Raw genomic sequence first — 14,653 nt, forward strand, 5'->3', positions numbered from 1 at the left:
TGGTAAATTCAGGGGAGAGCAATAGCAGGATAATAAAATCAGTTTATATCCTGAAAATAGAAGAAGCGGCTGCGATCCGCATAACATTGCCTATTAAAAACAAAAGCGCCCTGTACCGCAGTACAGGACGCTCTATCTATTAATTCAATCATTTTATATTCCTGTAATAGCCACTTTACTCTTGCCACTCTGCATCTTACTCACTTTTATCTGTACCGGAATACGTTCCGTCATCTCCTGCACATGAGATATCACCCCTACTTTACGGCCCTGGTTATGAAGGCGCTCCAACGCATCCATGGCGATATTCAGCGTAGCAGGGTCCAGGGAACCAAAGCCTTCGTCGATGAACAGGGATTCTACTTTCATTCTGCTCGAAGATAAAGAGGCCAGTCCCAATGCGAGCGCTAACGACACCAGGAAGGATTCTCCTCCGGAAAGGGAGTACACCGTACGAATTTCGTTACCCATGTCTTTATCCAATACCTGCAAGCCCAGCGAATTTGGAATTCGTTCCAATACATATCGCTGGTTCAAAAATTCCAGGTGCACGTTTGCGTGACTGAGCAAGGCGTCCAGCGTATACTCCTGTGCGATCTGCCGGAACTTCTTGCCATCGGCGGAACCAATGATTTCATTCAGTTTCTGCCAGTTCTCCCATATCTGCGTTTGCGTGGCTATCTCTTCCCGCAGCGTACCAATACGGTCTTTGTTCTCTTCATCCTGTTTCAGTTTGAACTCGATGCCATTAAATTCTTTGCCCTTTTGGCGGAGCACCTCTGTTTCTACCAGCTTACTCTCTTTCAGATTCTCGAGAGTATTTTCAGAGAAATGCTGCTGCCGGTGCGTATTCCAGGCGGTTGTTCTTTCCTCCAACACCGACTTCGCCTGGGTTTGTACATCGGCTATTCTCCGCAGGGCGGCCCGTTCTGTGTCCATCCATTCCGGAGGGAATGATAACAGTTGATGTAACGCTGGCTCAGAGAGGTTCGTATGTTGCTGCTGGTTATACTGATTCAGCCATTGGGTGATCTTATGTTGCAGTTCCAGCGTTTGTTGTTGCAAACTTTCCTGATCCTTCTCTGCTTGCTCTTTTCTTGCGCCAACACGGGTTTCCTCTGCTAACAGCACATCCAGCTCCGCTTTTTTCCCGTCCTGGTTTTGACGGGCATAATCTGCGGCAGCCTTGAGATCCGCTTCTACAGCAGCTACAGGCTTTCCATCGAATATCGCTTTACGCGCTGATTGCAAAGCTGCCGCCGCTAATTCCAGGTGTACCAGCTGCTCTTGCTTTTGGCTCGCGTCTTCCGTATAATATACCACCTGCGCTTGACTGCCTGTAATAGATTCCTCTAATACCGCCTGCTTACGGGTATTTTCCTCCAGTTGCGCTATCTGACTTTTCCAGGCGGCGGCAAACTCCTGTATCTTAGCGACAAAAGATTCCGGATTTTGCTTCCATCCCTGGAACCATTGCGGGGAGGCAAAGTGGACCGACAATTGCTGCTGTACCTGTTCCAGGGCTGCTTCTGCTGCGGATATACTCTCCTTCAACATCGTCAGCTTTTCTTCCTGGGAAGTTAGCGCCCGTTCTTCATCCTTGATGGCATTGGTTTTATCCGATAGTTCTTTTTCCTGTTTGTCTAGCTGCTCTTTAGCTTTATCCAGTTTTGCTTTACTGGTTTGATATAAATGAATTTTTTCCTTTAAGGTTGTTTGCTGCAACTTCGTTGCTTCCAGACGTGCCAGCAGCCATGCCGCTCGCTCTGTTTCCGGCTGCTGCATGCATGCGGGATATATCTGAAAGGTAGTCCAACTGAGCTGTTGTGCCGCGATGGCCGCCTCTTTGGCCTGTACTTCCTTATCCTTAGTAGCAATAGTGACCACAATAAGATCCCGGGATTTTTGCAACCCACTATGAGTAGTCAGACAATTGGTATATTCTTTTTCCGCGGCATTGTAATCCGACTCCAGTTCAGCGAGGAGATTACTGAGACGCGGGTCATGGGTTGCATAGGGATGTTCCTTGCTACCGCAGACAGGGCAAGGCTCTTCAGGCGTAAGCTGTTCTCTCAGTTTTTCTACATCTGCCGCAGCAGCCACTCTGGCCTTATCCCGTGCTGAAAGCGCCACGTCTTTCTGGGCTTTGGCCAATGTCATGGCGGTTGCAGCCAGCTGCAACTCCGATTCCACTTTCGTTAACGCTTCGCGCTGCTCTTGTAGTTGTTGCTGCAAAGTGTCTGTTTCCTGCCTGGAGTGATAGAGCAATTTCCACTGAGCTTCCGCGCGCAATATGTCTTCCACGGCAAGATCAATCTGATTCTTTTCCTCTTCCAGGCGTATAACGTCTGTTGTCTGAAGTTGGGACGAGGCTTGCTGATAGGCCGTTTGTTCTTGTTGACAAGTAGCCTGCAAGTCTGCTTGTGTGGACTTCAATGCGACTAACCTGGTTTTGCCCGATTGAATCAAATCCTTTATGCTGGCTAATTCCACAGCATATCTATCCAGATCGGCCACTTTAACGCCGGCATTATGCAATACAGAAAGGATGAATTCCTGCTGTTCGGCAATGGGTTGCCGACTTACATTATCCGTTTTCCATTTCGTTAACGCTGTAATGGACGCCGCCAGGTTTTCTGCGGCTGTATTTTTTTGTGATAATTCTTCTTCTTGCTGCTGTAGCCGTTTTCGGGCCTCATCTCGCTGTGCGGTTGCCTGGCGAATTTGCTCCTGTTTTTCTTTCAGTTGCACATCCAGTGCCCGGGCTTCTATCAGCTTGGGCTGCGCGCTTTCCTGCTCCTGTACGGCTTTATCCAGTTGCTGCTGTAGTTCCAGTAAAATGGTTTGCAAACTTACTTTCTGCTGTAACAGGCTATCCAGTTGCCCCATCAGCGAAGTGGCTTCCTGGGTTTTATCGTTTAGTTGCTTTTGTGTGGTTTGTAATGCTTCTACTGTGGCTCGGAGGGGCTGCACTTTCGCCACCTGTTCCAGTTGCTGTTCTCTGGGCGCTGCATGTTGCACTTCAGCAGTAGCAGTATCATATGCCTGTTGGGCAGCTTCCTGGCTTTCCATCAAAGTTGCCAGACGTTCGTGCCAGTCGATTTCTCTGGTCAGCGTTTCTATCCGTTGTTCTGTTGACTGGATCGCAGTTTGGAGAGACGCTTTCTCTTGCTGCAGGGCCTCCAGTTCAGCGGTGGTAAGCGTGGAAATTCCTTCCTGTTTGGCTGTCAGCGCTTTTACCACCAGTTGCTGATCAGCAGACCGGCGGAATATTCTTTGGGATATTTCCGTGTAGATGGTGGTTCCTGTCAGTTTCTCCAACAGGGAAGCCTTTTCATCTCTGCCGGCTTTCAGAAAAGCGGTGAAGTCGCCCTGAGCAAGGAGTACAGAGCGGGTAAACTGTTCAAAGTTCAGTCCTACCAATCGTGCTATCTCCTCTTGCAGTTCCCCTTTTTTACCAGGTACGGCTGCATTGGTATGGATATTTTTAAGTGCAATTTCATAAGCCTGTAATGCGCCATCGGCCTTATTACGCGCTCTTCTCACGCTCCATGTGGCGCGATAGGGCTGACCATCCACTCCCACGAAATCTACTTCTGCATAGCCATCCGCGGTACCATCGCGGAGAATGCCGCGTATATCGCTTTGATTGATGGTAGCGCCTTGTACATCCTGCACTTCTACCCCACTCTCCGCTTGCTTGTAGCGGGGCGTTTTGGCATATAAGGCCAGGCATAGGGCATCCAGAATAGTAGATTTACCTGCGCCGGTAGGCCCTGTGATAGCGAAAATACCGGCTTGCTGTAAAGGGGCCTGGGTGAAATCTATTTCCACAGTACCTTCCAGCGATGCCAGGTTTTTTATGCGTATGGCACGTATCTTCATGCTAATTCTCCGAATGGTTAACTTCCTGCGCTACTTCCTGGAACAGCTGTAGTAATTCCGCAGGAACGGGGTTATTGTATTTTACCTGATAGGCTTTTGCAAAAATATCTGCCGGCTGCAACTCCTGTAAGTTGCTACCAGCTATAGTTTCCGGCGTATCCACCGACACGTCTCCCTTACTATATTTTACATCAATCTTTGCTAAGCGCACGTATTTATTTTGCAAGGTGGTTTCAACTCTGTGTCTCAGGGAAGGTTCTGGGCCATCCAGTAATACTCTTACTTCCAGATAAGGCGCAGGAACGGTAGTCTCCTCCGTTTTCTCCGGCAAACTTTCCAATGCCGTCAGTACTTCCGACAACTCACTGTGCACACTTGGTATACGCTGTAATCCCACTGATACGGGCACTTCCAAAGTAGCTGGCAAGGAGATCTGTTCTCCTTCCAGGTTAAACACTACCACCTGATGTCGGTAATTAAATTCAGAAAACGACATAGGTAGCGGACTTCCGCTATACCGGATATGTTCTTTACCTCCGATACGCTGGGATTTATGAATATGGCCAAGGGCAACATATTTGATGTCTGCATGAAAAGCATCTGTGGAGACGCATTCCACTCCACCCATAATGAGCCTTTCTGTTTTATCCAGTTCTGTAATCTCTGCCTGTTGCGTATGCATATGGCCCATGGCAATAATGGCCTGGCCTGGCTGCTTGTATTGCAGGGCATGTTGGTATACCTGTTCGTACATGGCTGCAATGCCCGCAGCATAAGGATTTTCAGCGCCTGCTGTTTCCGGGTAATCGCCCATCCGTAAAAAAGGCAGTGCCAGACACCAGGCAACCGTGTTTCCGGATGCATGCTTGATCGGAATAATCAGTTTATCATAATCGATCTGGCCTTCTGCATCTCTTTCCACCACCCCGACGATATGGATATTGGATGATTCCAACAGCGGTTTGGGAGATTCCAGTCGCGCAGCAGAATCGTGATTACCTGCCGTCATGATGATCTGTAAGTCCGGATTATTCCTGATGGCGGTTGCCAGGAAAGTATATAGCATTCTGATTGCATTGGCAGCAGGATTCGACACATCGAATACATCGCCGCTAATCAGCAATACATCAATTTTTTCATCTATAAGTGTTTGCAACAGCCAGTTAAGGAACTGCTGATGCTCATAAGAACGATCGTATTCGTGGAATAACTGACCGATATGCCAGTCGGCAGTATGCAGCACTTTCATTACCCAAACATTTGGTCGAAAGTACGTTAATTTTTTGGGACGGTAGAAACAGCCGGATCTGAGGCGTGGATGAAGAAAAAGCGTAACATATCAGATATCGGGAGACACGCGTCTTCCGACACATAATTTCTACCTTCAGCTATGATAACATATGCACTAATCGCCCTAGTCGTTTCAGTTGCTGCTGCACCTCGTCCGACCAATACAATCCGATGGATATGCGCATACAATGCTCAAACTGATGTTGCAGCGTAAACATTCTTCCGGGCGCAATACTGATTTTATGCTTCATCGCGATATCAAAGAGTTCGGTGGTATTCACTGCTTTATTGAACTGAACCCAAAGCGCCAGTCCACCTTGTGGCCTGCTGACCCTCGTATCTTCCGGGAAGTAGTCCGCTATAGCCGACGTATAGTGATCACAGTTAGATTGCAAATTGCTGCGTAGTTTACGGAGATGACTTTCATACTTGCCGCTTCTCAGGAAATTGGCGACAGCCTCCTGGGTGATCGTCGTAGATGAAATAGCGTGTACCAGCTTTAGTTTCATAATTTCTTCCTTGTATTTTCCCGGAGCCACCCATCCTACTCTATAGCCAGGGGCCAGTGTTTTAGACACCGCGCTGCACCACAGTACATTGCCTGTGGTATCAAAGGTTTTGCAACAGGGCGGTCTTTGTCCTTCGAAATACAGATCGCCGTAGATGTCGTCTTCAATGAGTGGGATATTATGTTTTGCCAGCAGTTTTACAATTGCTTTCTTGTTTTCTGTTGGCATACAGCTACCTAAAGGCGTATTAAAATTGGGTACGAGCAGGCAGAGATCTATTTTATGAATCACTTTTTTCAACGCTTCTATTTCAACGCCGGTTACTGGGTGCGTTGGCAGTTCCAAGACTTTTAAACCCAGACTCCTCGCCAGTTGCAGGCTTCCCGGGTAACAAGGACTTTCCATCGCAATAGTATCGCCTGGTTGGCTGAGGGCCATCATACAGAAGGATAAGGCATTCATGCCGCCGGCCGTGGTCACCAGGTCATCGGCGGTGAGTTGTCCGCCCCAGTGATGGGAGCGCGCAGCGATCATGCGACGTAGGTTTTCATTGCCCTGGAAGGGCTCATAGGCAGTTCCTGCCGAGCGCAGGTTCCTCGTAGCCTGAACGATTTCTTTGTTTAATCTTGCCAGTGGCAGTAATTCACTGGAAGGTACGCCCATGGAGAGCAAAGTGAGATCGTTGCGGCCCATGGTGCTAAAGACTTTCTGAATGAGGCCTTCTGGTTCTTTGTTATGCGTGCCGGCGGAAGGCTTACTCACTTCAGGGAGTTGTAGTCGCTGATAAGGCAACTGATTCACAAAGTAACCCGATTGGGGTTTTGAAACGATGAGCGATTGTGCTTCCAATTCCAGGAAAACCCTTTTAGCCGTATTCATTCCAATGCCGTACTCCTGGCAAAGCATTCTCACGGAGGGTAGCTTATCGCCAGGCTGTAGGGTACCTTTTCTGATAAGGCCCGCTATTTTACCGGATATATCGAGGTAGAGAAAATCCCGTTTCATGGTATCAAAATAACTGTGTCCATAAAAATACAAAAAACTGATACTGTGTCCATTTTAGGTACAAAGGTACTTTTGTAGCATAAATTATTCGCACCATGTTGGAAGTAATTATTAAAACGGGTAAGGAAAATATGGACATTGCCATGATCCATCATTATTTGAGCGAGGAGTCTTATTGGGCGCAGGGGATATCATATGAGTTGGTAGAAAATTCACTGACGCACTCTTATTGCGTGGGCGCTTTTCTGGATGGCCGGCAGGTAGGATTTGGACGCGTGATTACGGACTACAGTACCTTTGCATGGTTTGCAGATTTCCTGGTGCTGCCGGCATTCCAGGGCCGCGGTATTGCAAAAAAAATGCTCACACATATACTGGAACTGTCCTGGTCCAGGGGATTGAGAAGAAAAATGTTGAATACCAGCGATGCGCATGAGTTGTATCGTCAGTTCCAGTTTACGGAACCAGCAAAGCCAGGGAATCTGATGGAGATATTCCGACCTGGGATGTATGTGAAATAGGTAGCTGGCAGACGCGCGTCTCCCAAAAAAATAAATAAAAACTCCTGCAGAACGCACTGTCTGCAGGAGTAACACTTCATCATCAAAACCGAATTATTTCTGGATATCCAGTTGGATGGTCTGGGTATTGACCAGCAGCGTTTCTTTATCTACTACCAATACTTTCAGCGGTTGTTTACCGGCTTTATTGGTATCGAATACTAGTACGCTGTGTTCTTCAGATATCAGCTGGAGGCCGTTTTCTTCTTCCTGCTCGAATTCCAGGATGGCGTTTTCACCTGAAGAAAGGGACAGGTAGAAGCGATCGCCCAGTTTAGGTTGCAGGGTGGAATAATGTACCTGAGCGGCTGGAAGATGGGTGGTAATATCCTTCACTTCATGCTTCCGGGCTGTTTGCAGGAACCATTTTGCGAGTCCCATAATATCTGTAGCAGGATCGCTGCAAGATATTTGCATCACCACATTGTCTTGCAGGAAGACTACAATAGGATATTGTTTATTCACGCTTACGGCGGAATATTGTCCCAGATCTTCCGGACCTGCTTCGTAGCTAGGGTTTGCACCTTCAGTAAATCCGGTTACAGCAAAAAACCGGTTATGTGCCAGTTCTTTAGATCCGGAAATGACGTGCAATTTGATATTCATACTTTGTTCCCCATGGTTAAGCATGAATATTTTCACCACTTCTTCCGCACCTGGCACTACTTCTTCATAGCCTGTTTTCCATTTGCCATGTAATGCTGGGCAATCGGCTGGATCAGGCCATTTTGCTGCAATGCCGCTTTTATCTTCTTTCAGCGTTTTCACTTCTTTATACTTCAGTAGTTTTTTAATAGCGGCCACGTGTGCAATGCTTCCTGTTTCCTTCACCGCATTAACGGTGTTCACATATCTTACGCCCAACCAGGCCGTAACATTATTCACGGTGCCTTGCGGAACGCGTGGCGGATTAGGATACTGTGTGTCTACCGCTGCTGCAACATACTGGGCCAGCGTTTCACCACCTCTATGCGGACCGGCGCATGCATCTGCCACTAAAGCATAATTCGTTACGTTTACGAATGCATGGTTACCGAAAGCGGTACGGGTGGGGTCAAATACATTTACCACAGGCTGATTGCCGGCAGAGGCATAGAATGGATTATTACACCATCCACGGCCAATCAATGGCGTTTGTTTGAGATAACCAAAAGGCTGCATGAACAACCATTGCGTGCCATATCCTGCGCTCATCAGCAGATACTGCAGAACGGAAGCGGTATCATAGCAATTCAGGATGGAATTCGGCTGATTGTTATGAGCATAGATGTAAGAATTGTAGTACAGGGTAATATTGTTTTTATTACCGTCAGTACGCAGACTGGTGAAGAACGTAGCTCCATTCCAAACATCATATCTTGGCGGGATATAGTTGTACACGGAGTCCACATAGTAAGAAACTGGTTGTGCGTTTGCTCTGATCAGCGAAGCATTTTCATCATAAGGGTATGCGTGAATTGCTTTGGTGGCAGTAGCAATGGCTTCCAGTGCTTCCAGGTTTATTCCTTTACGATAAAGGGCTGCCGGCATTTCTTTGGTGTTGGTCCAATAAATAGGAATCCAGGTAGTCCCCAAGGGAATGATGTCTTTCTTGCCTTCTGTCAGTTGCCAATGCAGGGTATGATTACGCAAGGCCGCAAATTCATCCGGCGTTTGAGTAGCTTTAGCAATCACAGTATCGCCGTTTACCTTACCGGCAAATAAAACTTCGCCATTGTCCGACAGTGCCTCCAAAGTATGGTTGCCTGATAATGGTTTACTGGAAGAGATTTTCACTTCCAGGGCATTCTCCTCTTTCCTGTTGATATCAAAAACAACGGGAGTACCCTTGGCATGCGCATGTCTCCTACTGGTCCATAACAAATGATGGGGGTTTACAATTTTGTTTTTGTGGGATACGGGCAGATTGTGTAATGCACGGATAGAATGAAGTGTTACCACTTCTACCGCCTCAAGGGTGGCTGACTCGGTTTTCATGTGTAATGTTTTTGAGGTAAATAAAATAAATGGTTATTCGGATATTATTATCTGCAATCCTAACTTAAAATGGACGGAGGATTTAAATTACTCCATTTCCTGCATTCCGACAAAAACATTCTTTTCCCAAACGGCCTCAGACATTTTTTATAAAGTTAGCAAACCCTTTACACACCTTATTTGTTTGGAGGATAGCTGATAGATGTTAATCAAGTATCTACCGCTGTTTTGAAATAAAAATCGTTCAACCATAAAACTTAATCCAGATGAGTAAACAATCCGTTCTTTTTGGGAAGACGAAAGCCAGCAAACCGGCATTCTTCAAGCGATTTCCCGGAAAAGCAATACTGATACTCTTTTCCTTATTTGCCCTGTCGGTAACTACGAGTCGGGCACAGGATTATTACACGGATGACCAAGCCAGTGTAACGGTACAGGCGCAGACGGCGCCTCCGCCTATTCCAGACTACGTGCAGCCTGCTTGTCCGGGTGACGGTTACTATTGGGTACCTGGCTACTGGGCCTGGGGATCCGGCGGTTATTACTGGGTACCTGGCGTATGGGTATTACCACCATCAGCGGGACTGTTATGGACCCCTGGATACTGGGCTTTCTATGGCGGTTTCTATGGCTGGCACCCTGGTTACTGGGGCGCAACCGTAGGCTATTATGGCGGTATTAACTATGGTTTCGGCTACTTTGGTACAGGCTTCTACGGTGGTAGATGGGAAGGTGGTCACTTCATGTATAACACCGCCGTATGGCGTGTAGGCAGAGGTATTCATAATACGTATGTCAACCGGGTGAATATTACCAACAACAACCATGTTAGTTTTAATGGCCGTGGCGGCGTGAACTATCGTCCTACGGAAGGAGAACGTGGGGCGATGCAGCAAAATCGTACGCCGGCCCATCAGTTGCAGGTGCAGCATGAGCAGAATATGATGAATGAAAGAGGTCAGTTTCATGCGCCTAACCAGGCGCCTGCCGTACATAGTATGAGCATGCCAGGCGGAGAACGTTTTGACCAGAGAGGTCGTTCTATGGGCATGGGCGGCCACGGTGGCGGTGGCGGCGGTGGACGCGGTAGAAGAGGTTAAAATAGAAGCATAAAAAAAATCGGGATCATACATCCCGATTTTTTTTATGCTTATGGATGGCTTTGGATTATTTCATGGCTACTTCTTTTGCTGCTTTCATTATCACAGCGGCCACTTGCTGAGGTTGGGAAATGTACACTGCGTGACTACCTTTTATTTCTGTCACTTTAGTATTGGAGCGTTTGTACATATTGCGTTCAATGGTCGGATTAATACTTTTATCTTCAGTTGCAACGATACCATAGGTAGGTTTCACTCTCCATGCAGCGTCTGTAATAGGAGTTACAAAGCATTTACCATAGAATGCGCCTTGTGAAGCGTACATAAAATCTGATTCGGCTTTACTCAGGTCAGCACAGAAGCCTGCATGATATTTATCTTTATCATAGTAAACGATTCCTTTGCTGTCTGGAGGCAGTACGCCATTTTCAGGTGCTGGAGGGGCAGTCTGGAACCATTGTAGGGCGGTTTCGCCGTTATCTGGCTGGAAGGCTGCAATGTATACCAATCCGGCTACTTTAGGATGGTTGCCGGCCTGTGTAATCACAGCGCCACCCCAGGAGTGACCAACGAGAATGGCAGGGCCATCCTGCGCATCTAAGGCGAGTTTGGTAGCAGTCACATCATCTTCCAGGGAAGTCAGGGGATTTTGAACAACGGTAACATGGTATCCTTGCTTAGTGAGGATTTCATACAGTCCTTTATAACCGGACCCATCTGCGAAAGCGCCATGTACCAATACTATATTTTTTATTTGTTGTGCACTCGCTGTTGCCAAACTGAACAGCGCCACAAATAAGGCCAGGATAGCCACTTTAAGGGAGTTAACTATATTATTCGTTTTCATCTTTAGGGTTGTTGAAGGTTTTGTTTGCATCAACAATACAAAGGTGCGATAAATTGAAAACGTGAACGATGATCTTTTTACCCGGAAGCTTGTAATTATTTCCCTTCCTGTACACCCGCCCCTACCGTTCTGAAATCTGAGGGAGCAACACCTGTATTCTTCTTGAAGAAATTGGAAAAGTAAGCAACATCTTCAAAACCTAATTCATATGTAATTTGCTTAACGGATTTTTCCGTATATAGTAAAAATCGTTTAGCCTCTACCGTTATACGCTCCTGTATTATCTGAGAAGGACTTTTCTGATTGTAAATTGCAAAAAGATTAGATAATGTTTTAGGAGATTTATGCAGTAACTCCGCATAGAAACTAACAGCATGCGCCGTTTTAAAATTCGCTTCTACGAGGAGATTGAATTTACGGATGATATGAAACCTTTCATCCTGGAGCTTCTTAGCAGGTACATATCCTAATTTAGCAAGACTGGTAACATAAATGATCAGCCGTTTGAGTAATACCAGCAGCATCTCATGCTGGATACGATCTGATGTTCTGAATTCTTCTGTAAATACGGAGGTTAACAATAATAACTTCTCCTGTGCCGTTTCGTCCAGCTCCACGAACATATGATCTGTACTGCTGAAGAGGAAACCTACGCAGCTGACTTCACTATCATGATCGATGATGCAATAGAATTCCCGGTTGAACTGCCAGGCAATGATACTTTCTGCCTCTTCAAAGCTGAAGGACTGGTTGAATAATAATGTAAGTAAGGAGTTGCCAGGAAAAGTATGTTCCGTGCCATCGATGGTAACGGTCTGACTTTCACCAGGATTCCAGGCAATCGTAAAGTACTTATTGAACCGGTCTTTGGAATAGAATTGTCGGTCGAAGCCTGCTTCTTCTTTGAAAAGCAGTAATTCTCCTCCGGTATTTTCTGCTGTTAGTTTGAGCTTCATGAGTGGCAAAGCATATTCAGTCATTTAAAATACGAAAGTTCAATGGATGGCCAAAATTTATATCCCTGTGCAACTGAATGTCTCAGACGCCACAGTCCCTGTTTGCAGCAATTGCAAACAGGGACTGTTCGGAGGCGGGAGCGTTTGGCTTACATGGCAGCGATTTCGCTGGCTGCATTGGCAATTACGGCAGCTACTTTTTCAGGTTGAGAAATGTAGACAGCATGACTACCTTTAATTTCAGTTACTTTAGTATCAGAGCGTTGGTACATATTACGTTGAATATCGGGGTTGATACTTTTATCTTCAGTGGCTACGATGCCGTAAGTTGGTTTGTTTCTCCAGGCGGCAGCGGTGATAGGCGTTACAAAGCATTCTCCGAAGAAAGCGCCCTGAGAGGCGTACATAAAGGAAGCTTCATCCTGGCTGAGGTCTCCGCAGAAACCTGCATGGTATTTATCTTTATCATAGTAAACGATTCCTTTCTCATCGGCAGGCAGTACGCCATTTTCAGCGGCAGGAGGAGCGGTCAGGAACCATTGTAATGCTGTTTCATTGTTATCGGGTTGGAAAGCTGCAATGTATACCAATCCTGCAACATTGGGGTGATTGCCTGCTTCTGTAATTACAGCGCCGCCCCAGGAGTGACCGGCGAGGATAGCAGGACCATCCTGCGCATCCAGTACCAGGTGGGTTGCCGCCACATCATCTTTCAGAGAGGTCAGTGGGTTCTGCACTACAGAAACATTATATCCCTGGCGGGTTAATGCTTCGTATACGCCTTTATATCCAGAACCATCAGCGAATGCGCCATGAACTAAAACGATGTTTTTTACTGCTGGGGAATTTGTTTGATTTTTCATTTTTCTATTTTTTTGATGTTTGGGTTTGTATTAACGATACAAAGATGAGATGAAAACCAGCAGTGGCTAATGTACGTTTTACCCGAATAGTTGTAAATATTTCCCTTCCTTCCAAAACTATCATAAACGAGGAAGCCTCGTAATTGATTTACGAGGCTTCCTTTAAGTGATATATAGGCAGTAGGGAGACACGTGTCTCCCTATACCAATGTTGTTTTAATACATATCAAACCAGACTTTTGTAGTCAGCAGGTCCGTACCTTGTCGCGCTACTGCGGCTTTATAGTTGATCCCGTTCAATGCCTGTTCACTGGAAGGGTAAGTAAAACGCACCGGCATTTTACCCAGGAGAACGCCGGTATATGCGGGTTTCAATTGCGGGTAATCCAGTCTTCTCCATTCGGCGAAGGCTTCCAGACTTTCACTGAAAAGTGCGAGCCATTTCTGATCGCCGATCGATTTTTTATAATTCGCTACATTATATTGTACTGCAGGTTGGGCCAGGTATGCATCTACTGTTGCGCCGGTAATACCGTATTGCTTAAAAGAAGCTCTGACTGCCTGTTGATAAAGATCTGATGCATTACCGTTATAGAAGCCTCTCTGCGCCGCTTCTGCTAAAATAAACAATTGTTCCGCATAGGTGAAAAGGAAGGCGGGCGCTTGCGAAGCGGTGAAAGCGGAGCCTACGTCCGATGTTTTGGAAAATCCGAGTCGCGAAGCCGAATCTGCCGGCAGGCCATTTGTTACACCCAGGTAAGGTCCGCCATCAGCGGGTTTGGCGGCATATACTGTTAACCGCGGATCATTTAAGGCCTGTAACTGGTCGATCACCGTTTTACTGATACGGTAATCATTGCGGGTTTCCCGGTTTCTTCCCACCGGATTCTGACTAGGCGATGCCAGGTAATTCAGTTTCGCTTCTCTGTCGCCATCCGCGAAGAAGACATTTCCTTCTGCTGCGAGGTCTGCAAATACTTTGCGGGCGCCTTCCGGATCGCGGTCTGCTATACGCAGTGCGATACGGGAGCGTAAACCATTCGCAAATTTTTTCCAGTTCTGTAACTTCCCCAGCAATAAGGAGTCCCCCGCCAATGGTGCGCCTGGATTAGCGTCAATGATGGTAACCGCCTGTTTTAATTCCGTCAGCAGCCCATTGTAGATATCTTGCTGGCGATCATATTTCGGGGTGAGATATTTCTCAATCTGGCCTGCCTGTGAATACGGCACATCTCCGTATAAATCTGTCAGTACCTGGAAAATCCAGGACCGCATAATAATACTGGAAGCCTTATATCCAGGGAGTTTCAGACTATCTCCCAACTGAATGAGGGTCGTAAAATCTGTGATTCCCTGTGCATAGAAATTATTCCATACCGACTGGATGCTGGTACTGGCAGGGATATATCTATCCGGATCAGGATACTGGATTTTCGACCAGTACTGCACATACAGCAGTGTTGTTTCCATGGTCGCATCGGTACCCCAGTAGGTGTCTACATTGGATTTGATACCGTTGGCGAACAGGTATTCCGGGTCTGGAATCGTAGGCTCGTTCGGGTTAATATTGATGCGATCCAGTTCTTTCCGGCAACCGCTGAAAATCAGGGCAGCCGCTAATATATAGATGGGTATCAGCCACTTTTTCATTTGATAGAGAA

At 46.7% G+C, this 14,653-nt stretch carries 10 protein-coding genes; 2 read left to right on the top strand and 8 right to left on the bottom strand.

Annotated features, from left to right (window positions below):
* Positions 1–153 precede the first annotated feature (153 nt).
* From CLV59_RS16045 to CLV59_RS16055, 3 genes are all read right to left on the bottom strand, one after another.
* Positions 154–3,885, bottom strand: a complete 3,732-nt coding sequence (locus CLV59_RS16045; protein WP_111593076.1) for an AAA family ATPase — start codon at positions 3,883–3,885, stop codon at positions 154–156.
* 1 nt (position 3,886) lies between these two features.
* A complete protein-coding gene (locus CLV59_RS16050; RefSeq protein ID WP_111593077.1) occupies positions 3,887–5,134 on the bottom strand; it encodes an exonuclease SbcCD subunit D in 1,248 nt (415 codons plus the stop codon).
* 139 nt (positions 5,135–5,273) lie between these two features.
* Positions 5,274–6,689: an aminotransferase-like domain-containing protein gene (locus CLV59_RS16055; RefSeq protein WP_111593405.1), complete on the bottom strand. Its 1,416-nt coding sequence runs from the start codon at positions 6,687–6,689 to the stop codon at positions 5,274–5,276.
* A 95-nt stretch (positions 6,690–6,784) separates the two neighbouring features.
* Here CLV59_RS16055 and CLV59_RS16060 point away from each other — a divergent pair, with 95 nt between their 5' ends.
* Entirely contained in the window at positions 6,785–7,210 is a 426-nt protein-coding gene (locus tag CLV59_RS16060) for a GNAT family N-acetyltransferase (RefSeq protein WP_211323910.1), read from the top strand.
* A gap of 93 nt (positions 7,211–7,303) precedes the next feature.
* Here CLV59_RS16060 and CLV59_RS16065 read toward each other — a convergent pair whose 3' ends face one another.
* Entirely contained in the window at positions 7,304–9,226 is a 1,923-nt protein-coding gene (locus CLV59_RS16065; protein ID WP_111593079.1) for a hypothetical protein, read from the bottom strand.
* Positions 9,227–9,492: 266 nt separating this feature from the next.
* Here CLV59_RS16065 and CLV59_RS16070 point away from each other — a divergent pair, with 266 nt between their 5' ends.
* A complete protein-coding gene (locus tag CLV59_RS16070; protein ID WP_111593080.1) occupies positions 9,493–10,326 on the top strand; it encodes a YXWGXW repeat-containing protein in 834 nt (277 codons plus the stop codon).
* A 67-nt stretch (positions 10,327–10,393) separates the two neighbouring features.
* On the opposite strand, the gene CLV59_RS16075 is transcribed toward CLV59_RS16070, so the two are convergent.
* The 4 genes from CLV59_RS16075 to CLV59_RS16090 form a co-directional block, all read right to left on the bottom strand.
* Positions 10,394–11,173 (bottom strand): alpha/beta hydrolase, encoded by a 780-nt coding sequence (locus tag CLV59_RS16075; RefSeq protein WP_111593081.1) that lies wholly within the window; start codon positions 11,171–11,173, stop codon positions 10,394–10,396.
* A gap of 95 nt (positions 11,174–11,268) precedes the next feature.
* Positions 11,269–12,129, bottom strand: a complete 861-nt coding sequence (locus CLV59_RS16080; protein ID WP_111593406.1) for a helix-turn-helix domain-containing protein — start codon at positions 12,127–12,129, stop codon at positions 11,269–11,271.
* A gap of 149 nt (positions 12,130–12,278) precedes the next feature.
* Positions 12,279–12,992 carry an alpha/beta hydrolase gene (locus tag CLV59_RS16085; RefSeq protein WP_111593082.1) on the bottom strand — a complete coding sequence of 238 codons (714 nt, stop codon included), beginning with the start codon at positions 12,990–12,992 and terminating at the stop codon, positions 12,279–12,281.
* Positions 12,993–13,208: 216 nt separating this feature from the next.
* On the bottom strand, positions 13,209–14,642 hold the full coding sequence (locus tag CLV59_RS16090; RefSeq protein WP_111593083.1) for a SusD/RagB family nutrient-binding outer membrane lipoprotein: 1,434 nt from the start codon (positions 14,640–14,642) through the stop codon (positions 13,209–13,211).
* Positions 14,643–14,653: the final 11 nt, after the last annotated feature.

This window comes from Chitinophaga dinghuensis (genome assembly GCF_003259435.1).
Classification (GTDB): domain Bacteria; phylum Bacteroidota; class Bacteroidia; order Chitinophagales; family Chitinophagaceae; genus Chitinophaga; species Chitinophaga dinghuensis.